This is a genomic window from Herbaspirillum camelliae, assembly GCF_001929405.1.
In the GTDB taxonomy this organism is placed as follows: domain Bacteria; phylum Pseudomonadota; class Gammaproteobacteria; order Burkholderiales; family Burkholderiaceae_D; genus Herbaspirillum; species Herbaspirillum seropedicae.
This window is the reverse complement of the sequence record NZ_KV880769.1, coordinates 296,978-320,075: the sequence shown is the minus strand read 5'-3', so window position 1 is coordinate 320,075 and position 23,098 is coordinate 296,978. Positions and strand designations below refer to the sequence as shown.

Annotated in this window: 22 protein-coding genes and 1 tRNA gene; 5 read left to right on the top strand and 18 right to left on the bottom strand. The window is 57.4% G+C overall.

The features are described from left to right. Nucleotides 1–4: 4 nt before the first annotated feature. The 16 genes from BGK68_RS01495 to BGK68_RS01420 all read right to left on the bottom strand — a co-directional run bounded on the left by BGK68_RS01495 (nucleotide 5) and on the right by BGK68_RS01420 (nucleotide 15,168). Nucleotides 5–607 (bottom strand): hypothetical protein, encoded by a 603-nt coding sequence (locus BGK68_RS01495; protein WP_143432927.1) that lies wholly within the window; start codon nucleotides 605–607, stop codon nucleotides 5–7. Then, complete coding sequence (locus tag BGK68_RS01490) at nucleotides 607–1,515, bottom strand: DapH/DapD/GlmU-related protein (protein WP_083657701.1); 909 nt, start codon at nucleotides 1,513–1,515, stop codon at nucleotides 607–609. Before BGK68_RS01490 ends, BGK68_RS01495 begins: the two co-directional genes overlap by 1 nt. After that, nucleotides 1,508–2,224, bottom strand: a complete 717-nt coding sequence (locus tag BGK68_RS01485; protein WP_075255610.1) for a hypothetical protein — start codon at nucleotides 2,222–2,224, stop codon at nucleotides 1,508–1,510. Before BGK68_RS01485 ends, BGK68_RS01490 begins: the two co-directional genes overlap by 8 nt. Further along, nucleotides 2,221–2,982, bottom strand: a complete 762-nt coding sequence (locus BGK68_RS01480; RefSeq protein WP_075255609.1) for an AglZ/HisF2 family acetamidino modification protein — start codon at nucleotides 2,980–2,982, stop codon at nucleotides 2,221–2,223. Before BGK68_RS01480 ends, BGK68_RS01485 begins: the two co-directional genes overlap by 4 nt. A 2-nt stretch (nucleotides 2,983–2,984) precedes the next feature. Beyond that, nucleotides 2,985–3,593 carry an imidazole glycerol phosphate synthase subunit HisH gene (gene hisH / locus BGK68_RS01475; protein ID WP_075255608.1) on the bottom strand — a complete coding sequence of 203 codons (609 nt, stop codon included), beginning with the start codon at nucleotides 3,591–3,593 and terminating at the stop codon, nucleotides 2,985–2,987. Continuing rightward, nucleotides 3,590–4,765, bottom strand: coding sequence for an N-acetyl sugar amidotransferase (locus tag BGK68_RS01470; RefSeq protein ID WP_075255607.1), 1,176 nt, complete (start codon nucleotides 4,763–4,765; stop codon nucleotides 3,590–3,592). The genes hisH and BGK68_RS01470 overlap by 4 nt, the downstream gene beginning before the upstream one ends. A 2-nt stretch (nucleotides 4,766–4,767) precedes the next feature. Next, the gene (locus BGK68_RS01465) at nucleotides 4,768–5,376 is read right to left on the bottom strand and encodes an acyltransferase (RefSeq protein WP_198937151.1); all 609 of its coding nucleotides are present in this window, start codon (nucleotides 5,374–5,376) and stop codon (nucleotides 4,768–4,770) included. Then, a complete protein-coding gene (gene asnB / locus BGK68_RS01460) occupies nucleotides 5,355–7,226 on the bottom strand; it encodes an asparagine synthase (glutamine-hydrolyzing) (protein ID WP_075255606.1) in 1,872 nt (623 codons plus the stop codon). The genes BGK68_RS01465 and asnB overlap by 22 nt, the downstream gene beginning before the upstream one ends. Continuing rightward, nucleotides 7,226–8,410 (bottom strand): DegT/DnrJ/EryC1/StrS family aminotransferase, encoded by a 1,185-nt coding sequence (locus tag BGK68_RS01455; RefSeq protein ID WP_233149217.1) that lies wholly within the window; start codon nucleotides 8,408–8,410, stop codon nucleotides 7,226–7,228. Before BGK68_RS01455 ends, asnB begins: the two co-directional genes overlap by 1 nt. Then, nucleotides 8,407–9,408 (bottom strand): NAD-dependent epimerase/dehydratase family protein, encoded by a 1,002-nt coding sequence (locus tag BGK68_RS01450; RefSeq protein WP_075255604.1) that lies wholly within the window; start codon nucleotides 9,406–9,408, stop codon nucleotides 8,407–8,409. Before BGK68_RS01450 ends, BGK68_RS01455 begins: the two co-directional genes overlap by 4 nt. 86 nt (nucleotides 9,409–9,494) lie before the next feature. Then, a complete protein-coding gene (locus BGK68_RS01445; RefSeq protein ID WP_075259648.1) occupies nucleotides 9,495–10,583 on the bottom strand; it encodes a DegT/DnrJ/EryC1/StrS family aminotransferase in 1,089 nt (362 codons plus the stop codon). Nucleotides 10,584–10,591: 8 nt separating this feature from the next. After that, complete coding sequence (locus BGK68_RS01440; RefSeq protein ID WP_075255603.1) at nucleotides 10,592–11,158, bottom strand: acyltransferase; 567 nt, start codon at nucleotides 11,156–11,158, stop codon at nucleotides 10,592–10,594. Nucleotides 11,159–11,161: 3 nt separating this feature from the next. Next, nucleotides 11,162–12,220 (bottom strand): Gfo/Idh/MocA family protein, encoded by a 1,059-nt coding sequence (locus BGK68_RS01435; protein ID WP_075255602.1) that lies wholly within the window; start codon nucleotides 12,218–12,220, stop codon nucleotides 11,162–11,164. Nucleotides 12,221–12,235: 15 nt separating this feature from the next. Further along, nucleotides 12,236–13,309 carry an NAD-dependent epimerase/dehydratase family protein gene (locus tag BGK68_RS01430; protein ID WP_075255601.1) on the bottom strand — a complete coding sequence of 358 codons (1,074 nt, stop codon included), beginning with the start codon at nucleotides 13,307–13,309 and terminating at the stop codon, nucleotides 12,236–12,238. Beyond that, nucleotides 13,309–14,583, bottom strand: a complete 1,275-nt coding sequence (tviB, locus tag BGK68_RS01425; RefSeq protein WP_075259647.1) for a Vi polysaccharide biosynthesis UDP-N-acetylglucosamine C-6 dehydrogenase TviB — start codon at nucleotides 14,581–14,583, stop codon at nucleotides 13,309–13,311. The genes BGK68_RS01430 and tviB overlap by 1 nt, the downstream gene beginning before the upstream one ends. 509 nt (nucleotides 14,584–15,092) lie before the next feature. Continuing rightward, nucleotides 15,093–15,168, bottom strand: a tRNA-Phe gene (locus BGK68_RS01420). An 85-nt stretch (nucleotides 15,169–15,253) separates the two neighbouring features. Between BGK68_RS01420 and BGK68_RS01415 the strand changes: the two genes are divergently transcribed. Next, the gene (locus tag BGK68_RS01415) at nucleotides 15,254–16,486 is read left to right on the top strand and encodes a UbiH/UbiF family hydroxylase (protein WP_075255600.1); all 1,233 of its coding nucleotides are present in this window, start codon (nucleotides 15,254–15,256) and stop codon (nucleotides 16,484–16,486) included. A 191-nt stretch (nucleotides 16,487–16,677) separates the two neighbouring features. Continuing rightward, a complete protein-coding gene (locus BGK68_RS01410; protein ID WP_075255599.1) occupies nucleotides 16,678–17,445 on the top strand; it encodes a DsbC family protein in 768 nt (255 codons plus the stop codon). 72 nt (nucleotides 17,446–17,517) lie between these two features. Here BGK68_RS01410 and pth read toward each other — a convergent pair whose 3' ends face one another. Further along, on the bottom strand, nucleotides 17,518–18,096 hold the full coding sequence (gene pth / locus BGK68_RS01405; protein ID WP_075255598.1) for an aminoacyl-tRNA hydrolase: 579 nt from the start codon (nucleotides 18,094–18,096) through the stop codon (nucleotides 17,518–17,520). Between the two features lie 231 nt (nucleotides 18,097–18,327). Here pth and BGK68_RS01400 point away from each other — a divergent pair, with 231 nt between their 5' ends. The 3 genes from BGK68_RS01400 to BGK68_RS01390 all read left to right on the top strand — a co-directional run bounded on the left by BGK68_RS01400 (nucleotide 18,328) and on the right by BGK68_RS01390 (nucleotide 21,930). Further along, nucleotides 18,328–20,679, top strand: a complete 2,352-nt coding sequence (locus BGK68_RS01400) for a Tex family protein (RefSeq protein ID WP_075255597.1) — start codon at nucleotides 18,328–18,330, stop codon at nucleotides 20,677–20,679. A gap of 307 nt (nucleotides 20,680–20,986) precedes the next feature. Continuing rightward, a complete protein-coding gene (locus BGK68_RS01395; RefSeq protein ID WP_075255596.1) occupies nucleotides 20,987–21,376 on the top strand; it encodes a hypothetical protein in 390 nt (129 codons plus the stop codon). Between the two features lie 137 nt (nucleotides 21,377–21,513). Beyond that, nucleotides 21,514–21,930 (top strand): hypothetical protein, encoded by a 417-nt coding sequence (locus tag BGK68_RS01390; RefSeq protein WP_075255595.1) that lies wholly within the window; start codon nucleotides 21,514–21,516, stop codon nucleotides 21,928–21,930. A 91-nt stretch (nucleotides 21,931–22,021) separates the two neighbouring features. Here the strand turns inward: BGK68_RS01390 and BGK68_RS01385 are convergent, their stop codons facing one another. Next, nucleotides 22,022–22,771 (bottom strand): DUF5610 domain-containing protein, encoded by a 750-nt coding sequence (locus BGK68_RS01385; RefSeq protein ID WP_075255594.1) that lies wholly within the window; start codon nucleotides 22,769–22,771, stop codon nucleotides 22,022–22,024. Nucleotides 22,772–23,098 lie beyond the last annotated feature (327 nt).

The following is a 23,098-nucleotide window of genomic DNA, read 5'->3' as shown; positions in this document are numbered from 1 at the left end:
GGCGTCACACGATGCTGAAGTAGATTTCACCAACCTTGACGCCATCGCGCATTGCTTCGCAACGGGTCAGTTTATTGTTGAAGTTGGACTTGAATGCCAGTGTGCGAAAACCTTTTGCATCCGGGGCATAGTGCTCGAAGCGGGCGCGGACGAATAGCCATTTGCCGTTGAGTTCTGGAAAGAGCGCTTTGTGCAGCGCCTTGGTCATGGAGACCCACAGCTCCATGTCCGTAAAAGGCAGATCAATGTCGAGAGCACAGGTCCGCTGGTCAGTATCAATACTCATCCGCTCGATGATGTCTTCTTCAGGATAAGGATGGCGCTCGACAATCTCTGTCCCTGTCTCGACCACGAAAGCCTGGCGGCGTACGCCGTCGATACTGTACTGACATATCGCCACAGGATCCATGGCGCTCCCCTGATCGTCATTGATCAGTTCCACTGCGTGACGGGCCAGTCGATGAAACGCGACATCAATCTGCGCAACTCGGGTCGTTTCCGCACCTGCGCACAGCGCTTGAATTACCGCGTCGAATATATCGGGTCCCTGAATATAATCACGCTCACCTTTGAAGGACAGCGTGAGAGGGTATCGTTGGATGCTCATTAGCGTCCCCATTTGAAATTGTGTACGAATTGCGCCAGCTTCTGCAACCTGATCGCTGGTAGCGTAGCGACTGTCTGGCCCGGAAGTACATCATGATTGACGAGAGCCCCCATGCCTACGGTTGCGCCGGCTCCGATACGTACTCCGTCCTTGAGCGTGCAGTTCGCCCATAGCTTAGCCTCATCTTCGATAACGACGCTTCCACTCAAGTGGCTGCGCCCAGCGATCTGGCAACGCACGCCGATCACGCTGTTGTGCCCGATATTGACCTGCGGACCGATATGGGTGTTGTTGCCGATGACAGTATCGTCTATGGTGCCACGTCCCACTGCGCACAAGGCGCCGATCTCCACGTCATCGCCAATGCGCACATTGCCCAGATGGCGCACATTGCGCAATTGTCCATCGGCCGTCTCGAAACTGCCCAAGCCTTCATTGCCGATCACGGTGCGGGCGCCGATGCGGCTGCGGGCCCCGATACGTGAGCCACGGCCAATTAATGCTCCGGTCTCGATACGCGTGTTCTCACCGATCTGCACGTCATCTTCGATGATGACGCCCTCGCCTATGCTTACTCCTGGAGCGATGGTCACCGAGTTTCCTATCAGCGCGCTTGATGCGATGCCGGGCACAGTTGGCGCCAGCAGTTGCTCCACGATGTGCGCATAGGCCTGGCGCGGATGGGGAGTGATGATGACACTGAGCCCCTCTGCCTCGCCAGAAGGCGTTGCGGACGCCAGTATCAATATCGGACGGGGTAGATGTCGAGCATCCCAATCGCTGATACGGAAGCTGAGGGTGCCGGCACGAGGATTTGACAGGGACGATACGCCCCTGATGACCAGATCCGGCCCGCTCAGTGCGGCGCCGAGAGCGCGGGCAATATCAGACGCGCGCAATTCATTCATAGAAGTGCTTGTCGAAATAGGTGTCGGAGTGAATCAGCAGATAAATCAGTGGAGGCCGCTCGGTAACATGTTCGCCGAAGCTGCGACGGTCGCCGTCCCGGAGAATTCCGTTCTCATAACATTTCCAGCGCGTCCATTCAGAGTCGCTGATATAAAGTGATCGATTGAAAAGATTGAATCGTTCACCGTTGTCGTAGGCTTCGTACTTCAGGCTAAACTCATCGGGTATGTGATTTTTCCAGAAATCGAGGTTGTTCAGCCCGGTCATCCCACCGTGGCTGGCGACGCCTTGAATGTCGATGTCCAGCATGCGATTGAGGATATCGATATCACGCCGCAGGCACGCCGATGCGTCTTCATTCCAGATGGCCGACTGATCTACGATTTCGCTGTGGTAGCCGATTTCGTGGCCGCTATCACGGATCGCCTTGAGTACGCGGTAGTTTTCAAAGGAGAATGGATTGTATTCGGGCGCATGCAGGCGAACAAAGAACGAGGCCTTTATACCAAGACGGTCATATATATCCCTAAGACGATCCGCCTTTTTCGCCGAAAAATCGATGTCTACTCTATTGACCACTGTCAGTGGAGGAAGCAAGTCCTTTTCGCGGGCATATTGCTCACAAGTGAGGAATGCATAGCCAGCATCGAGAGCTTGCCGGTATTGGGCTTCGAGCTTGGCAAATGTAAATTCGAATTCCGCCTTCATGCCAGGGTAGCCTCTAGCTCTTTTGTTTCGGGGAAATGCACCAGGATGCCATTCCCCTGCTTCTGGTAAACCACCATACTGCCAAGTGCCACGGCAGACGCCCCAGCTTGCTTGACCACCTTGCCGATATCGGCGAGGCTGCCGGCTCCACCATGCGCGATCACAGGAATGCTGACCGCATCGGTGACTTTCTTGACCAGTTCCATGTCAAAACCGGACCACGTTCCCTCGCGGTCAATGGCTGTCAAAAAGAGTTCGCCAGCGCCCAGCCGTTCGGCTTCCTGCGCCCAAGCGACGGGGTCGCGCCCGGTATTATGCCGCCCGCTGTGGCTACGCACCGTCTGGCCCCCGAGCACGCCCCCCTTTACATCGACGGATACGACCACGGCCTGACTGCCGTATTCGGTTGCGATCTCGCTGATAAGGCTCGGATTTTCCAGGGCGTGGGTATTCACCACCACTTTCTCGAACCCGATACTGAAGACTGAACGAGCATCTTCCAGGCTCCGGATCCCTCCGCCATAACCGAGCGGCATGAAACATTCATTGGCAATATCAGCCAGCAGTTGAAGGTTTGGCCCTTTCTTTTCGCGCGAAGCTGCGATGTCGAGGAAAAAGAGTTCGTCTACTTCGAGCTCGTTAAAGATTCGGACCGTGTTGCAGGGGTCTCCCACATAATCAAACGTAGAAAACCTCTGGGTCTTCACTAGACTCTCATGTTGCAACAGCAGCGCTGGAATAACTCGGGTACGCAGCATATTCAGAGCTCCGCGAAATTCTGTAGGATTTTCATGCCAAAGCGATGGCTCTTTTCCGGGTGAAATTGCGCGCCATAAATATTGTCACGGCCAATCGCCGAATCGAACTCGACTCCATACTGCGTACGCATCAGCGAATGCACCGGATTGTCGACCTTCACGAAATAAGAGTGCACGAAGTAGTAGCGTGGCTCGATGCCTATATCGTTGGTGAGCGCACTTGGCGTGGCGGGATGCGCTACATTCCAGCCCATATGGGGTACTTTGAGACCATCAATTCGCGGGAAGCGTATAGCCTCCCCGTCAATCCAGCCAAGGCCGGGCAACTTGCCTTCCTCGCTGGAGCGGGTGAGCAACTGCATCCCCAGGCAAACGCCGATCACAGGAACACACTCTATCAGCGCTTTGTGGTCCAGTGCTGCACGCAGCCCTGGAGTCTCATTTATTCTATGCATGGCCGCATCAAAGGCGCCGACGCCTGGGAGCACAAGCTTCTCTGCATCCCGGACGGCCTCGGGATCGGATTCGATACGTGCCTTGACCCCGATACGCTTGAACATGTTCAGCAAGGAACCAAGGTTTCCCATTCCGTAGTTGACGATGGTAATCATGTTGGAGCTTTGGCTGGGAAACAGTACTTGAGATAGAAGCTCATCGGGACGAGGTTCGCCTTGGCAAGCATGTAGAAGAGCGGTCGCAGGCGCTCGAACCGTTTCTTGTAGGTGGGATACTGTGTCCAGTTCTTGGCTGGCGCTTGCATGATCTGTTCATACATCTTATCGCTCAGGCCGAGACGTTTTTTGAAATAGCTGACCAGTTCATCTTCGACCAACGGGGGCGAGTTATATTCGGCCCATGCTTGCTCACGCGACATGTTGCCGTTTCGTGCACGCGCCGAAAGCGTATTGTTGCGCATGTCGCCACCGAATTTTTGCGGTAGGTAGACACCGTGATAGAAGGCGGTCATACGGTTCTCCAGATGATGTCCACCGTAGTAGCGCCATCCGAATGTTTCGGAGAGAAACTTCTTTGCGTCTTCCTTGGAGTAATTTAGATACCAAAGCGGCCGGATGAATTTCACCTGATTGAACAATGCAGACTTCAGGAAGCGCGAAAACGTCATCAGCGGATATGTCTTCATCGGCATGGATCCGAACTGCTGGTGAATAGCCTGAATATAGCGTCCGTCAAAATAGTTTCGTCCCAGAGGAGTGATGCCCTCTTCAACGAACGAGTGGCCCTCCAGGATGTACTTGATCGAATACTTGGCCGCCACCTTGCGCAGCAGATAGGCATAACCCAGGTCGGTTGATGCCTCAATTTCTGCGACGCCGGAGAGAAAGAACGACCGGAAGATGTCATCTGCCTCCTTGTTGGCCACCACGTGGGTATATAAATCCACACCCAGGCCGTCGAGGACCTTGTGGATATTCATGGTGGCAATGGCGGAGTTCCATGTATTGTCATAGTGCACCGCAAGCGGTCGCAAGCCCCATTGCTTGGCGAGGTGGACAAGGTAGGATGAGTCTGTACCACCGCTCACGCCGACGATGCAATCATATTGCTTGCCTCGCCCATCGCGGCGAATATCATCGAGAATGCGGGCAAACTCGGCTTCACCTTTCGGACGGCCCGTACCGTACTGATTGATCAGGCTCTCTACCTGGCGGCAATAGTTGCATACGCCTTGATCATCGAAGTGGATGGCAGGTACTCGCTCATCGTAGATGCAGCGAGAACAGATTTTAAGATCGACTTGGCTGATATCAGGATTTTGCAGCACGTTCAACTTTCTTCTGGATGAGGGACCGGCCCACGCAAGCGGGCCGGGCTGCCCCATGCCTTCATACCTGAGGGAATATCACGATTGACGAAGCTATTGGCGCCTATCACGCAACCGTCACCAATAGATACTCCTTTGCTGATGATTACGTTGGGGCCGATATAGCAGCGGTTTCCGATGCGAACAGTTGCGCGCTCAGGTCCCCGTTTCCCACCGCTGACAGCCCACTGTACAGTATCGTGGGTGTATATCTGTACCCCCGCGCTGACAGAGCAGTATGCCCCGATTTCCAGGCCACCTGATCCGTCAAGTACGGTAAATGGGCCAATCCAGGTATGGGCTCCTACCTTTACATTTCCCAGGATCAGCGCGCTGTCATAGACGCTGCTACCCTCACCGAATCCAAGAAGGCGGGCTTTTTCCCAGCGGTCTACGATATAGTCGGCGAAAGGCAGGGCCCGATTCCACTGGTTCCGTACTACCTCCATTTCGCGGGTGAACAAAGCCCGTAAATCAGAAATGAGATCTGACGGCTGGCCCATATCGGGAGCAGATGGCGTTGATGAGTCTGCGGGGGTGTTTGACGTGCTCATAAAGAGACCTTCATCCATTCATCCACGTTCAGTAGAGACCAGATCAGTAGTCTACGATTCTGCTCGCCCTTCAGATGCTGCTCGACCAAGGGCCTGACGGCGCCATAGTCAAGCACCCCATAGATATCGGAGTTCTCGTTGAGCAGTGTGCGTTTCACGAATTCAATGCTGTCGCCCTTGAACCAGCTGGCGTCTGGCGAGGAGAAACCTTGTTTCTCCGCCTTGGTGACGTCGTCGGGTATATAGCGAGCCATCATGTCCCGCAGCAGCTGCTTGCCGTCGTTGGTCTTCTGGAAGAAGGCCGTTTGCTTGTCGCCGACATCGTTTTCGTTGATGCGCAATACCTCTGCGAGGTTGTTGAGCTTGAGGTTCACAGGACATTGCATGGCAAAATCAACCAGATCGTTGTCCATGAATGGAACACGGCTCTCCAGCCCGTGCGCCATGGAAAGCTTGTCTTCCACCACGAACAGCCCGTGCAGGAATGTCTTCGCTTCGAAGTAGAGTGAATGATTGATATAGTCTTCGGGACGATCCAGCGCATTGTCGTGAGTGGCGAACACGTCACGGAAGATGTCGCGCGTCCATACTCCGTCGACCTGCTGCTTCACTGGAGCAAACATCTGCTTCAGGTGCCGGTTATCTACCAGCCTCTGCCAGTAAAGATAATACTGATCAACGTAATGTTCGAAGTCCTGGCTCATGGCAGCACGGTAATAGCGCCACGGATAGCCGCCGAAGAGCTCGTCCCCACCGCTACCAGACAAGACCACCTTGACGAACTTGCCAGCCAGTTTTGCCGCGTAGTAATTGGGATAGCTCTGTCCTACCCGCGGTTCCTCCAGGTGCCATGCAAGTCGTGGGAGACAGCGCTCCATATCGCCGGCCTTGAGCACCATCTCATAGTGCTCAGTCTTGAAGCGTGCAGACATGGCTTCGGCTTTGGTACGCTCATCAAAGGCCAGCTCGATGCCCGAGGCGGAACTGAGATCGAAGCCGCATGTGAAGGTCTTCAGATTCGGGAAGGACTTTGATGCGATGGCGGTGATCGATCCGCTGTCCATCCCACCGCTAAGATATGCGCCCAATTCGACGTCACTGACCAGTTGTCGGTTGACTGCCTGCTTGAAAAGGCGGTCCAGCTCCTCCAGGTAGGCTTGTTTATCAGCTGCAACCTCTGGTTCGCGGAACCGGTAGTCCCAATACCTGAATAGTTTCAGATCGTTCTGGCCTTGCTTGAGAACTGCATAATGGCCGGCGGGGAGGATGCGTACATCTTCCAGCAGCGTACGATCAGTGAAGATGTTCTGGAACGTGAAATACTCGAGCAGCGCCGGCAGATCCAGCTTGCGCTGGAAGGCTGGTACCGCGGTGATGGCTTTCTGTTCTGACCCGAAAGCCAGGCAGCCTGCCTGACGCGCATAGTAGAGCGGCTTGATACCATACCGATCTCGCGCCAACAGGAGCTCGCGCTCTTTGCGGTCCCAGAGCGCCAGGGCGAACATGCCATTAAAACGAAGCAGAGCGTCGCGTCCCCAGCACGCTAATGCATGCAGGACTACCTCTGTGTCGGTCTGCGAACGGAACCAGTAGCCCAAGGCTTCCAGTTCGGTGCGCAGCTCGCGATAGTTGTAGATTTCCCCGTTGTAGGTCAGCAGAAACCGATGATCGGTGCTGATCATCGGTTGATGCCCGGCCGAGGACAGGTCGATGATGGACAGCCTTCGATGCCCCAGCCCGACATTGCCCTCAATCCAATGTCCTTCGCCATCCGGTCCGCGATGCATGATCGCGTTGGTCATGCGCTTCAGTACCTCGGGCGCGACGGGGCTGCCGTCGAAATTGATCAGGCCAGTGATGCCGCACATCAGATTTGACGGCCCCGTACCTGCTCGATCACGAAGTCCTGTTCCGCCTGCGTCATGCCATGGAACAGGGGAAGCGAGATGCTGCAATCATTGGCAGCCCAGGCGTTGGGGAAATCAGCGGGCTTGAGTGCGTACTTCTCGCGATAGAAGGTCAACATGTGAACCGCGTGCGTTGCAGGTCGGGTCGAAATACCTGCTTGCTGAAGCGAATCCATCCAGGCATTGCGCGCGGCATTGATGCGTTCGATGGAATCGGCATTGACCGGTTCAGGCTGGAACAGGCACGGATAACTCTGGTAGCCATGTTCCAGGCCTTCCACATGCGCTGGCGTACGGAGCCAGGAGAGGTCTGCGAACGCTGCATCATAGCGCTCGGCCAGGCGGCGGCGCTCTGCGATGATGTCATCGGCCCGCTCCATCTGGGCTGCGCCCAGGGCTGCCTGGATATCAGTCATGCGCTGGTTGTAGCCGGCGTCAGGATGGTCTGCCAGCAGGTACGGGCGAGCGCCCAGATGCCGCTGGAGATCGGTCATGGCGGCGCCGTGGTCACGCAGGCGGCGCAGCTTCTCGGCCAGGGCGTCATTGTCGGTCGTGATCATGCCGCCTTCCCCGGTGGTGATGGCTTTACGAGGATGGAAGCTGAAGCATCCGGTGTCGCCTAGCACGCCGACGTGCTTGCCGTGGTAGCGGCTGCCGAAGCCGCATGCTGCGTCTTCCACGACCCACAGGCCATGCTGCTTGGCGACTTCGTTGATCTGATCCATTTCTGCAGCCAGGCCGAACAGGTGGACGGGCAGGATCGCCTTGGTGCGGGAGGTGATCTTCGTGCGCAAGGCTGCCACATCCAGATTGAACGTATTCAGATCAATGTCGCAGAACACAACCTTGCCGCCAAGGTGTTCGATCACATTGGCTGTCGCGATCCAGGTGAATGCCGGAACGATGGCCTCGTCTCCTGGACCAAAACCCAGTGCAGCCAGCGACAGGTGCAGAGCGGTGGTACAGGACGTGACTGCGATGGAATGGCGCGCACCGGTGAAGGCCGACCATTTTTCTTCGAATTCGCGGACCTTTGGTCCCTGGACCAGCCAACCGTTGGACAGCGGCGTCAATACACTCTGGATCTCGGCCTCGGTGAGACTGGTACGTGCGATAGGGACATTCATCTTGGTAGGAGTACTCATGCGGACAACCCCACTGCTTGGCGGCGTACGGCGACTTCTGCCTTGTGATTCGCACGCCACTCAATAAGACGTTTGAGGCCTTCGCGCAGGTCGATGGTAGCCGTGAAGCCAATTTCCGACGAGGCCTTCTTGGGGCAGCCGATGCGGTTACGCACAAGGGTGGCCTGGCTACGCGGGGCGAAAGTGATGGGCTTGTTGCAACCAGTGATTTCGAGGAGCAACTCGGCCAGTTCCTTGAGCGAGGTGCGCTTGCCGGTGCCGACGTTGTAATACTGGTCAGCAGTTTCAGCCTTCATGGCGCATACGTTGGCAAGGCCACAGTCTTCCACTGCGACGAAGTCGAACGCTTCCGAACCGTCACCCATGATGGTCGGGCTTTCTCCTTTGTCGATTGCGTCCAGCATTTTCATGATCACGGCGATGTAGGCGCCATGGTAATCCTGGCGTGGGCCATAGACATTCATGTAGCGCAGACCGACATAGTTCAGACCATAGCGATGATGGAACGAGCGCAGCATGGTCTCGCCGGCGATCTTGGTTGCGCCATAGAAGTTCTTGTTGTTGTACGGGTGGTCTTCGTCCATGGGTTCGCGTACTGCGTCGCCATAGACCGAGGCAGACGACGAGTAGACCAGTCGCTTGACGCCCTTGGCCACGCAGGCTTCCATGACATTGAAGGTGCCGCGGACGTTGACATCGAAAGCGCTGCGGGGGTATTCGTGGCATTGCAACAGCCAAAGCGCTGCAAGGTGGAAGACGCCGTCCGCGCCTTCCAGCGCGGATTGCAGGATGTCGGTCTGCATGATGTCACCGCCCACATCGTAGATCTTGACGCGCGGGTCTTTCAGCGCGTTCTGCAGATTTTCGCGGCTGCCGCGCAGGAAGTTGTCATAAATCAGGATTTCCTTGACATCTTCCTTTACCAGGTGATCCACCGTGTGGGAGCCGATGAGGCCTGCTCCGCCGATAACAACGATTTTCTTTCCAGTCAAATCCATTTGACGTATCCCTTCAATAAAGTGTGATCACGAAGTTGGCGCTACTCACAGCGCGCCAGAGAAGGCTGAACTGCATTCGGTCGAATTTATACGCTGCGCAGCGCAGCAACGATGGAATCTTGCGCGGTGTGCTCAAGGTCCGGTGACATCGGCAGCGACATTACCCGGGCGGCAAGTTGATCCGCTACTGGAGTCTGGTCGGGATCGCCGAGATGCCTGTACGCCGGTTGTCGGTTCAGCGGGACCGGGTAATGCACCGCGGTTGGAATGCCTGCACTCTGCAACGCTGCCTGCACTGCTTCACGATTGTCGAGCAGCACAGTGTATTGAGCAAATACGCTGTCGCGGTCCGGGCGCTGTTGGATGCGCGCGATTCCTGCCGCATCGAGGAGCGAATTGTAGCGGCTGCCCAGGGCAAGGCGTTGTTCAATCTCCCAGTCAAAACGTTCGAGTTTTGCTAGTACGATGGCACATTGCAGGGTATCCATGCGACCACCTACGCCAACGCGCGTATGGACGTAGCGCTGACTCTGCCCGTGGACGCGGATTTGACGGCAAGCGAGGGCGATTGCATCGTCATTGGTAAAAATCGCTCCGCCGTCTCCATAGCATCCCAACGGCTTGCTTGGGAAGAAACTGGTGCATCCTATGCTGGACAGATTCCCGCTCTTGCGTCCCTTGTAGGTCGCTCCGAAGCTCTGTGCGGCATCCTCGATGACGGGGAGATTGCCGTGGCGCGCCGCAATGGCGTTGATTTCGTCCATATCCGCAGCCTGGCCGTACAGGCTTACGGGCATGATTGCTTTTGTCTTGGAGGTGATCCTGGCTTCGATCAGGCGGACGTCGATATTGCCCGTATCCGGCTCCACGTCCACGAACACCGGCTTGGCGCCCAGCAGCACCATGACTTCGGCGGTGGCGACGAAGGTGAAAGGAGTGGTGATGATTTCATCACCGGGTTTGATGTCGAGCGCCATCAGGCTAATCAGGAGCGCCTCTGTACCGCTTGCTACGGTAATGCAATGTTTAGCGCCCGTATGCGCTTCCAGCGCAGCTTCCAGCTCTCGAACTTCTGGGCCCATGATGTACTGACCGTGATCCAGCACTTTCTGAATGCGAGAATCGATCGCATCCTTCAGGGCGCGATATTGGGATTTCAGGTCGATGAAGTCGATCTTTTGGCTCATAGTGGCTCGCAGGAGGAATCGCTGATTTGATATCGGGAGTTGCATTCGCTGCAGATGGCTACGTTCTCCGTAGTGGATAGACGTTCGCCGCAACGGCACATCCAGCCGATGCGGCGTGCAGGTGTTCCGACCATCAGTGCATAGGCTGGCACGTCACGCGTGACGACAGCTCCGGCGCCGATGAAGGCATATTCGCCTATCTCATGCCCGCAAACGATGGTGGCATTGGCGCCGATGGATGCCCCGCGCCTTACCAGTGTCCGGCGATACTCATGCTTGCGGCTGACTGCCGAGCGCGGATTGTTGACGTTGGTAAAGACCATGCTTGGCCCACAGAAGACGTCATCTTCCAGGGTGACTGCATCATAGATGGAGACGTTGTTCTGCACTTTGACATTGTTGCCGATCAGAACGTCATTGCCGACAAAGACGTTCTGGCCAAACGAACAACGCTCTCCGATACGGGCTCCAGAGCAGATGTGCGCCCAATGCCATATTCGTGTTGCGTCACCGATCTGCGCGCCCTCATCAACGAGCGCAGTTTCATGAGCTTGATAGGTCATAGATCAATATTCCAGTGGAAGGGATACCGTGGTTCCATCGCGCGCCGACAAATAAGCGGCGATGAGCAACTCCAGCGACTTTAGCCCTTCACGGCCGTCGGTTTCGGGGGCAGCCGATCCGCGCATGACGTCGATGACGTTCTTGTAATACAGAGGATGGCCGAACCCATAGACCGACGTGGTCTCGTAGTTCGCTTCCTGGATCTGATGATCATAGTCTCTGGGTTCTTCGAATTGCCACAGCTGGATGTCATTGACTGCCACGCCGCCCACCCGTACGGTACCTTTCTCGCCCAGGATGGTGATGCTGCCCTCAAGATTTTTTGGGTAGGTCAGCATGGTGACGCTCATGGAACCCAATGCGCCGTTACGCCATTTGACGTTGAGTACGCCTGTGTCCTCCACCTCGATGTCCCGGGTGGTGCTCATCATGGCCTGGACTTTCTCTACGGGGCCGATAAGCCAGTCCAGCAAGTCTACATAGTGGCTCGCCTGGTTCATGAACGCTCCGCCATCGAACTCCCAGGTTCCGCGCCAACCGTTGCCCTGGTCGTAATACGACTGCGGGCGTGTCCAGAAGACGTTCAGGTGGACCATATGAATCTTGCCGAAGCGCTTCTCGGTGACGGCGCGCTTGAGCAACTGAAGTGTCGTGTTGCGGCGGTTCTGTTTGACTACAAACAGGTGAACGCCGGCCTCATCACATGCCTTTACCATTCTCACGCCATCTTTCCAGCGCGTGGCCATGGGCTTTTCAGTCATGACGTGGATACGATGCTTGGCCGCCAGCACCGTTTGTTCCGGATGGCTTCCGCTGGGTGTACACAGTGCTACCAGATCGAGTTGCTCTTTTTCGAGCATTTCTTCCATGGTGCTATAGGCCGGCACATTGTATTTTTCCGCATGTTCGGCCAAGGTGATCGGATCGATATCGCAGATAGCAATCAACTCCATCTCATCAGCATGTTTCTCGATCGATCCAAAATGGTTCTTCGATATGCGACCGCAGCCGACGATACCGATCCTGATTTTTCGGCCTGTAATCTTGGGATAATTATTCATTAACTTTTTCTCCGCCTATCGGTTTTCTACGCCTTGATTGCGCAGTTGCTGTACGTACCAGTTCATGGATTCCTTCAGGCCACGGCCAATCCTGTGGCTGGGTTCATAGCCCAACAGGCGCCTGCCCTTGCCGATGTCGGCTAGGGAATGTCGGACGTCTCCTGCTCTGAACTCCCGGAAGATGGGCTGAGCGTCCCTGAGATGAGGGAAGGTGACACTGAGATTGTCTCGCAGGAACTCGTAGAGCTCCTTGAGCGTCGTGCGATCACCCACAGCCACGTTGTAGACTTGATTGGCCGCCTCATCCTGGAGGGTGCATGCGGCCAGCAGATTGGCCTGGATTGCATTGTCGACGTAGCAGAAATCCCGACTTGTTTCGCCGTCGCCGTTGATGTAAATCTGCTCACCCTTGATGGCTGAAGCGATCCACTTGGGAATCACCGCAGCGTAGGCTCCATCCGGGTTCTGTCGGCGTCCAAAAATATTGAAGTAACGCAGACCTATGGTTTGCAAGCCATAGGTCCGCGCGAACACGTCGGCGTAGAGCTCGTTGACGAACTTCGTAACCGCATACGGGGAGAGTGGTTTGCCGATCCGGTCTTCCACCTTGGGCAGGCCAGGGTGGTCACCGTAGGTCGAACTGCTGGCCGCGTACACGAAGCGTTTGACGCGCGCATCTCGCGCAGCAACCAGCATATTGAGGAAACCGTCGATATTGTTCTGATTGGTGGTGATCGGGTCTTCAATACTGCGCGGTACTGAACCTAGTGCAGCCTGGTGCAGTACATATTCAACGGTATTGCTGTCGAGGGCCTCGTGATGCATGGCCGCGCGGCAGTCGTCCAGCTTGCGAATGTCGCCCTCGATAAAGCGGAAATTCGCCCATTGCTCCGGAGTCACCAGCGCTTTGACTTCATCAAGGTTGTGTTGGAAACCGGTACTGAAGTTGTCGAGGCCAACGACGCGCTGGTTCAGCTTGAGCAGCGTCTCCAGCAGGTTGCTGCCGATGAATCCGGCCACACCCGTGACCAGCCAGGTTCGCGGGGCCAGGGGGAGTTCTTGCTGCAACGTCTCGTAAGCGCTTGTCATTACAGCCTCAAATCTGATTCAGTCGTGCTGAGCACATATTTCAGGTCGTATAAGACAGTGCTGGTCTTGCCGAGGGCGCGGATCGCTTGTGCTCCCATTTCCTTGAATTGTTGGTGAGCCACTGCAAGGATGATGGCATCGTAGCTACCGGGGTGAGGAGCAGCGATCGGAGTGATGCCGTACTCATGCTCGGCTTCTTCGGTGGTGACCCAAGGATCGTAGACGTCGACCTCACAGTTATAGTCCTTGAGTTCGGCAACAATATCCACGACTCTGGTGTTGCGCAGATCCGGACAGTTTTCCTTGAAGGTAAAGCCCATCACCAGCACCTTGGCGCCTTCGACCTGTATGCGCTTCTTGGTCATCGCCTTGACCAGTTGCGCTACGACATAGGTCCCCATGCTGTCGTTGAGTCGCCGTCCTGCGAGGATGATTTCGGGGTGATAGCCAATTGCCTGGGCTTTATGCGTGAGGTAATAGGGATCGACACCGATACAATGGCCGCCCACCAGGCCCGGGCGGAAAGGCAAGAAATTCCACTTGCTGCCTGCAGCCTTCAGAACGGCTTCTGTATCGATCCCCATCTTGTTGAAGATCAGGGCGAGTTCGTTGATGAGCGCGATGTTGAGATCGCGCTGGGTATTCTCGATGACCTTCGCAGCCTCCGCGACCCTGATGCTTTCGGCCTTGTGTGTGCCGGCGATAATAATTTCGTTATACAGGGCATCGACTATATCGGCGACGGTCGGCGTGGATCCCGATGTTACCTTCTTGATCGTGGTGACCCGATGCTCCTTGTCGCCGGGGTTGATGCGTTCGGGGCTGTATCCGCAGAAGAAGTCCTCATTGAACTTCAGGCCGGAGTGCTGTTCCAGTACCGGTACGCAGTCCTCTTCGGTACATCCGGGGTAAACGGTGGACTCGTAGATCACGATGTCCCCCTTTTTCAATACCTTGCCAACTGTTTCACTGGCCTTTATCAGGGGGGTCAGATCGGGACGCTTATATTCGTCAATAGGGGTTGGAACCGTGACGATGTAACAGCTGCATGTCCGCAAGTCCTCAAGACTGGTGGTAAAGGAAAGCTTTGTCGCCGCGGAGAGTTCTTCCGGGGTGGTTTCCAGAGTAAAGTCATTTCCGCTCTTTAATTCATCAATGCGGCGCTGATTGATGTCGAAGCCGATCACCGGGCGCTTTCGCCCGAACTCAACCGCAAGCGGGAGGCCAACGTAACCAAGGCCGATGACGGCCAACTTGATATTTGCAGAAGTCATGAGAACTGTCGTCTTTTTCAGTTCGAGAAAATCAAGCCCCGACGTCTCTAGGAGCGGCGCGGCCAGGCTTGAAAGGTCGAGATTGATGCGTAAGGGGCTCGTGAGGCTGTCATCTCGGCCAGCCTTTGCTCTTCGCTTTGCCAAACGGAGAGCGAGCTTCGGGGCGAGCAGGCTTTTGATTCGCCAGCGCGAGGAGAGTACCAGTGCTCCGGGCAGGCTACCGCCGTGCTGTGGTGCGGTCAGCAAGCGCGATGGGTGAGCCTCACAAGTAGGGCAGCGTTCCAATGGAAGCTGATCAAACGTAGTGTCTTTTGAGACGGGCTAAATTGTGCCACATTTGGTGCGGCTTTCAAAACTCACCCAATGAGAATTCATGTCCACTTGCAGCAGTTGACGCGCTTGCGCCTCGAATCCTCCATATTATTGGCCTCGAGGCATTACGCCAATCCCAATATTTGGGCGCCCAAAGCAAAAAAAGCCCGACCTCTTCAGGTCGGGCTTTCGGATCTTGGTGGCCCGGGGCGGAATCGAACCACCGACACAAGGATTTTCAATCCTCTGCTCTACCAACTGAGCTACCAGGCCAAGACGGACAAGTATAGACGCTTTGAAAAATTATGCAAGTCCTTTTTGAAAAATAGTTTTCGCCACCCCGTTTATAATCGCCAGCATGACTACCCACGCACACCCCAATTCCTCTTCGTCGGCCGGGGCCGGCACTGATATCTGCATCGTCGGCGACGGCGCGGTCGGCAAGACGGCGGCGCTTGGGCTGGCGCAGGCTGGCTTCAAGGTGACGCTGCTGGCGCCGCCGCCCAAGGCTGCGCCGCCCGATACGGCCAGCTGGGATGTGCGCGTCTACGCCCTGAACCATACCGCCCAGCGGCTGCTGTCGTCGGTGCGGGTCTGGGATGCCATGGAGGGCGAACGTATTGCTGCGGTCGACAACATGACCGTCCACGGCGACGGTGTGCCCGACAAGGCCCGCCCAGGCCTGCTCAGTTTCGATGCCTATGCGGCGCGCACCGATGCCCTGGCCTGGATCGTCGAGGATCGCAACCTCGACCAGGCCCTGGACGCGGCGCTGCGCTTCGCGCCCAACATCCGCGTGGTCCAGGGCCGCGCCACCGCGCTGGCGGTGCTGGGTGAAACCGCGACCCTGACGCTGGAATCCGGCCAGTCGCTGTCGGCCTCCCTGGTGATCGGGGCCGATGGCGCCAATTCCTGGGTGCGCGGCCAATGCGATATCGGCCTGGATTACCGCGCCTACGGCCAGAACGCCATCGTCACCAATTTCTCCTGCGAATTGCCCCATCGGGGCGTGGCCTATCAATGGTTCAGCCCGACCGAAGGGGTGATCGCGCTCTTGCCGCTGCCGGGCAATCGCGTCTCCCTGGTCTGGTCGGCGCCGCAGGCGCTGGCGGATCAACTGCTCAAGCTCCCGCTCTCGGCCCTGGCCGAGCGCCTGGCCCAGTGGGCCGCGCCGGTGCTGGGCGCGCTCACGCCGCTGCAGCCGGAGGTGGCCAAGGCCTTCCCGCTGCGGCTGATCAAGCCGCATGCAATGATCGCGTCGCGTGTGGCCTTGATCGGCGATGCTGCCCATGTGGTCCACCCGATGGCCGGCCATGGCATGAACCTGGGCTTTGGGGATGTGGCCGCGCTCATCGATATCCTGCTCAAGCGCGAGCCCCAGTACGACTGCGGCGATGAGCGCGTGCTGCGCCGCTACGCCCGCGCCCGCAAGGAAGAAGTGCTGCTCATGCAGATCGCCACCGATGGCCTGCACCGGATCTTCTCGACCGAGGCCGAGCCGGTGCGCCTGGTGCGTAATCTCGGGATGAGCCTGCTCAACCGCCTGCCCGTCCTGAAACGCCGACTGATTGCCCATGCGTTGGGGCAGTAAGCAGCGGCGATTTCAGGTAAGGTAGGGCCCCTGGCCAAGCAAGAGGGCACCGGGATGGCATCGATGCCCTGCTTGGCCGGAAAACACCTCCCCCTACATTGTTGAAAGACATCTGCAAGTCCAGTGCTGGCGCGGCTTTGCGGTCGATGCCCGAAAGATTGGATGCGCGTTTGATTTGAATCAGGACGAGTATGAAAAATTTTTTGACCGCAGGTGCGAGCTCCTTGCGCCATCTGAGCATGGCGGCATTGCTGCTGGCCTCCACCGTCGTGGGCGTGAGCGCCCATGCGCAGGCCGAGGCCGCTGACAGCACCGAGGCCACCATCAAGAAGCTGATCGAGCCGCGCCTGGGCAAGGATGCCAAGGTCGACGCCGTCACCAAGACGCCCTATGCCGGCCTCTATGAAATCCAGATCGATGGCGACGTCATCTATACCGATGCCAAGGCGCAGTATCTCTTCATCGGCCGCGTGGTCGATTCGCAGACCTACCGCGACTACACCAAGGAAAAGATCGAGTCGCTGAACCAGATCCCGTTCTCGGGGCTGCCGCTGGACAAGGCCATCAAGACCGTCAAGGGCAATGGCAAGCGGGTGATCGCCATCTTCGAGGATCCCAACTGCATCTATTGCAAGCGCCTGCACAAGACCCTGCAGGAAGTGGACAACATCACCTATTACACCTTCCAGTACAACATCCTCTCGCCGGACTCCATCGTGAAGTCGCGCAACATCTGGTGCGCGCCCAATCCAAGCCGTGCGTGGAACGAGTGGATGGTCAACGGCAAGGAAGCGCCGGCTGCCGCCACCTCCTGCAATGCGCCGCATGAAGACGTGCTGGCGCTGGGCAAGAAGCTCAAGGTCACTGGCACGCCGACCATCTTCTTCACCGATGGCTCGCGTATCCCGGGGGCGGTCGACGCCAAGTCGCTGGAACAGAAGCTGTCTTCGCTGAAGTAAGCAGATCAAGAAAAAAGGCGCTCGCGTTGCGGGCGCCCTTCGTCTATCTGCGTGAGCGCAGTGGGTAGGTACTCACTTTCCGGTATGCAGTTCCATCATGGCCTGTTCGAACTTGCCTTGCACCAGCAGTGGAATGACGTTGAGGCTCTGGTCCAGTGCTTCGTTGATCAGGGCTTGTTCTTCCTTGCGCGGCCGGTGCAGCACGAAGTCGGCCACGGGCTGCTGCAAGCCCAGCGTGCGTGGATGGCCGATGCCCAGGCGCAGGCGCCAGTAGTCCTGGGTGCCGAGGGCGGCGGTGATGTCCTTCAAGCCATTGTGGCCGCCCGAGGAGCCGCCTTTCTTGATCTTGGCCGCACCCGGAGGCAGGTCCAGTTCGTCATGCACCACCAGCACTTCGTCCGGATTGATCTTGTAGAAGCGCGCCAGCGCGCCCACCGACTGGCCGGAGCGGTTCATGTAGGTCTGGGGTTCGAGCAACCAGACTTCGCTGCCGGCAATGCTGGTCTTGCCGGCCAATGCATTGAAGCGCTGCTCGCGCGTCAGGCGCACCGGGCCGGCGAGGTTGTCGACCAGCCAGAAGCCGGCGTTGTGGCGGGTTTGTTCGTATTCGGGACCGGGATTGCCGAGGCCGACGATGAGACGGATGGACATATTGCAACAATGAGGGGACGCGTGAGGTCGAAGCGGCGATTATCGCGGCTTTGACGGCTGCCGTCCAATCCCCGCCGGGCCCGATGGCGCCCGCTATGGCGGCCTTCCCGTGTAATCTGGCAATGTCAAGATTGGCGCGGGTGGCCGAATTGCGTATCATCCATCGCTTGTTTTTCCTCACCGCATCACTGCGTAATTGCGTAATTGCTTAACTGTTGACTGGGTTTCACCATGCTGCCTTCTATCGAACAACGACTCGCCCTTGAACTCGCCGCCAAGCCGGTTCAGGTCGCTGCCGCCATCGCCTTGCTGGACGAAGGTGCCACCGTTCCCTTCATCGCCCGCTACCGCAAGGAAGTCACCGGCGGCCTCGACGATGTCCAACTGCGCCTGCTGGAAGAACGCCTGCGTTACCTGCGCGAGCTGGAAAGTCGCCGCGCTGCGATCATCGCCTCCATCGAAGAGCAGGGCAAGATGACGCCCGTGCTGCTGGACGCCATCACCCACGCGGAAGACAAGACCCGCCTGGAAGACCTCTACCTGCCCTACAAGCCCAAGCGCCGCACCAAGGCCCAGATCGCCGCCGAAGCCGGCCTGACCGAACTGGCCGACGCGCTCTTGAACGATCCAACCCTGAACCCGGAAGAAGAAGCGGCCAAGTTCATCAAGCCCGCCTTCACCACCGACAACGGCGACAACCCCGGCGTGCCCGATACCAAGGCCGCGCTGGACGGCGCCCGCCAGATCCTCATGGAGCGCTTCTCGGAAGACGCCGAACTGCTGCAGAGCCTGCGCGAATACATCACCGAGCATGGCGTGGTCGAATCCAAGGTAATCGAGGGCAAGCAGGATGCCGGTGAGAAGTTCGCCGACTACTTCGATTACTCCGAGACCTACTCCACCATCCCCTCGCACCGCGCCCTGGCACTGTTCCGTGGCCGTCGCGAAGAGATGCTCAACGTCATCCTGCGTCTGGACAGCGAAGAAGAGAAGCCCAAGTGGGACGCCCCGCACAACCCCTGCGAAGGCCGCATCGCCTCGCGCTTTGGGGTGTCCAACAAGGGCCGTGCCGCCGACAAGTGGCTCTCCGACACCGTGCGCTGGGCCTGGCGCGTGAAGGTCTTCATGCACCTGGAAACGGAGCTGATGACCAACCTGCGCGAGAAGGCCGAAGCCGAGGCCATCAACGTCTTCGCCCGCAACCTGAAGGACCTGCTGCTGGCCGCACCGGCCGGCCCGCGCGCCACCATGGGCCTGGACCCGGGGCTGCGTACGGGTGTGAAGGTCGCCATCGTCGATGCGACCGGCAAGGTCGTGGCCACCGACACCATCTATCCGCACCAGCCGCGCAATGACTGGAACGGTTCGTTGCACACCCTGTCGCAACTGGCCGAGAAGCACAATGTCTCGCTGATCTCGATCGGCAACGGCACCGCCTCGCGTGAAACCGACAAGCTGGCGCAAGACCTGATCAAGCTGCGTCCGGAATTGAAGCTCACCAAGATCGTGGTCTCCGAGGCAGGTGCGTCGGTGTATTCGGCCTCCGAATTCGCTTCCAAGGAATTGCCGGACCTGGACGTGTCGCTGCGTGGCGCAGTCTCGATTGCGCGCCGCCTGCAGGATCCGCTGGCCGAGTTGGTCAAGATCGATCCCAAGTCCATTGGCGTGGGCCAGTACCAGCACGATGTGAGCCAGTCGCAACTGGCGCGTTCGCTCGACGCCGTCGTCGAAGACTGCGTCAACGCCGTGGGCGTGGATGTCAACACCGCTTCCGCGCCGCTGCTGGCGCGCGTGTCGGGTCTGAACGCGAGCGTGGCGCAGAGTATCGTGTCTTACCGCGACATGAAGGGCATGTTCAATTCGCGCGCTGCGCTGCGCGAGGTGCCGCGCCTGGGCGAGAAGACCTTCGAGCAGGCTGCTGGCTTCCTGCGCGTGATGAATGGCGAGAACCCGCTGGATGCATCGGCGGTCCACCCCGAATCCTATCCGCTGGTGGAAAAGATCCTGGCCGACATCAAGAAGGACGTCAAGAGCGTGCTGGGCCAGACCTCGCTGTTGAAGGGCCTGTCGCCGGCCAAGTATGCCGATGAGAAGTTCGGCGTGCCCACCGTCACCGACATCCTCAAGGAACTGGACAAGCCGGGCCGCGACCCACGTCCTGAATTCACCACCGCCACCTTCAAGGAAGGCGTGGAAGAGATCAAGGACCTGCGCCCCGACATGATCCTCGAAGGCGTGGTCACCAACGTGGCGGCCTTTGGCGCCTTCGTCGATATCGGTGTCCACCAGGATGGCCTGGTGCACATCTCGGCGCTGTCCAACACCTACGTGAAGGATCCGCACACGGTGGTCAAGGCCGGTCAGGTGGTCAAGGTCAAGGTGCTGGAAGTGGACGAGAAGCGCAAGCGTATCGCCCTGACCATGCGCCTGAACGACACCGCCCCGGCGCCGGGCGCGCGCAACGAACAGCGTGGCGACCGCACTGATTCGCGTCGCCTGTCGCAGCACCAGAACCAGCGCGGCCGCGAGCAGGCTCCGGCCAACAATGCGATGGCGGCGGCGTTTGCCAAGCTGCGTGGCTGATATGATCGCTTGATCGTGTTATCCGCCGCATTCGCTTTTGTTGGGGCGGATGCTGAAAGAGCTGAAAAGTGAAAATGGCTGCCCCTTGCAGGGGCAGCCATTTTTTTACGCGGTTCGTAATTGAGATCGCGGAAGTGTTGCGTCTCCAATTATTTTTATTTGTGGAACTTAAACCATCGCGTTTATGAGCGCTTGCATTGCTTTTAATTACTATGGCTGCCCTCGTGTCTGTGCTTGGTGAAGAGTTGAGGTCTCGCTCCACTCCTTTTGCGGGCCGGCGATTCAAGGTCATGGAAAGGAAATTGCGATGCGCTTTCAGACGGAATACAAACTCAACTACCCGGCCCTGCTCTTGGGATGTCTCGGCGTGTCAATAGCGTTGCAGTTCGTGTCTGTGGCCTATTGGTCGAATAGCTACGACTCGGACGATAGGTGGCTAACGCTGATCATTGCAAGTATTCCTAATATCACACTTATCCTTCATTACCGATTTCCGACCCGCAGAGGCGCCATTGTTCTTCAGGTGTTCACTGTGCTCTTGGGGTTGTTCTCCCTTGCTCAAGGTGCGATGGGGTACCTCTTCGTCTCGAACTCGGCGCATATCCAACTGCTGATTCAAATAATTGCCATGACCCTGGGTGTGTTGCTCTTCCATGTGCTGCTTTTCCAAGCCTTGCGTGTCACACGAGTGATATAGCAAGCGTCATCGAAGAGATGAGCTGCCGTGGTCAGACTGCGCGAGACACCAGCACAGATGCACACCATCATCCCCGAGGCCAGCGATGGCAATGGCCACGTTAATCGCCTGCTTCAATTTATATCAAGGAGTGTGACTTGGAATCAAAGCCCGTGTATCAACTTGATCATCCCCGCCGGCTGAAGGCTTTGGTCGTGCTCATTGCTTTCTCGACGCTCAGTTCAATCATGGGTTTGATTCGAAAGCCATATGAGCCATGGATCGGTATTAATTTTCTGGTGCTGATGGTGACGGGGGTCGTACCCTGGATTCATTATCTGGAACCTAGCCGTATCGGCGAGGTTGTAATGAAGATTCTTTGCGTCGTCCAGGCACTGGCGAGCGCGGTGTATTTCTTCTTTGTCTTCGAGCCCGAGTTTTATGTTTCCAGTGGTCCGGGAAAATGGTTACTCCTTTTCTTGGCGCAGATACTTTCACTGGTTTATCACTGGCTGTTGTTTAAGGCGGTCAGCGTGCATGCGGAGAACAGCGATGTTCATGAGACGGTGCAATGACTTTAGCGCACCGGAAAGATAGATAGATAAAAGAAACGGTCGCCTGTTGGCGACCGTCAAGGATCTGTTTCTCAACGTGCACTGCCGGCGGTCAAGCTCTTGTACTGATTCGCGTCTGGCTGACCGATATCGAAACACTTACCGTCGTCTCGCTGGCCACCACGGTGCCACCCTGGCCATCGTTCTGGCCCTGGCCTTCTTCCGTATCCGGCTTGGCGCCCTTGACCTTGTTGATGAAGTCGTTCAGGGACTTCTGCACCAGGTCATAGGTCTTGTCGATGTTGCCGGCGATATCGCCTTGCAGCACGCTCAAGCTCTCCAGGATGCCGCGCGCTTCCTTGAAGCCTTGATCGACGCCCTTGAAGATGAGCTTCATGTAGTCGTCGATGTTGCTGCTGTCGTCCTTGTCCGGATTGCTTTTCTTGAACAGGTCGAACATGTTGGTGATGAAGGAGACGATGCGGCCCGCCGTCGCCTCAGGGGTATTGTCCTGCGAGGCAGTATTCTGGATGGCATTGTCGCCCAGTTGCGGGCGCAGCACATCGTTGATGTTCTCGATGGCGGTCTTGTAGACCAGCGAGAGCGGATCATTCTGTGTCTGCAGCGAGACCTCCAGCGAGGCCTGCACGATGGACAGGTTGAACTGCGCTTTGGCGCCGGCTTCGGTGAGCAGGTTGGCCTTCCTGGCCTCGGCGATCTTGTCGCTCACGGCCGGGCTGCCTGCATTGCCGGTCTGCTTGCCGGACTCGCCGGTAGAGCCTGCGCTGACGCTGGGGAGGTTGTTGCTGGTGCTGGGCAGCAGGGACTTGGTGTCCACGCCGTTGGTGTTGCCGATAGCCATGACGATCTCCTGGAAAGAAAGAGGACCCTGGCAGCAAAAGGGGGAAGAAGGGTCCGCTGGCGCGGCAGCGTCGCATGACGTTCGCGCCATTCCTGCATTACGGCGGCTGCGAAGCCGACTTGATATTGACAGAAATTTACATCTGCCAGTTTCGCCGGGGAGTGTCTTGCCGTCTTGGCATTGCATCCGCGCAATCTGCTGCAAAGCCTTTTCCGGAAAGGCTTTGCGGCGATCCGGTGCGGGCCGTCTCGCGTCTGGTCACGAGAAAATAATTTGCAGAAAAAATGTAACGAAATGTCTGTCCGGCGAAGGATGAGCTCATTTCCT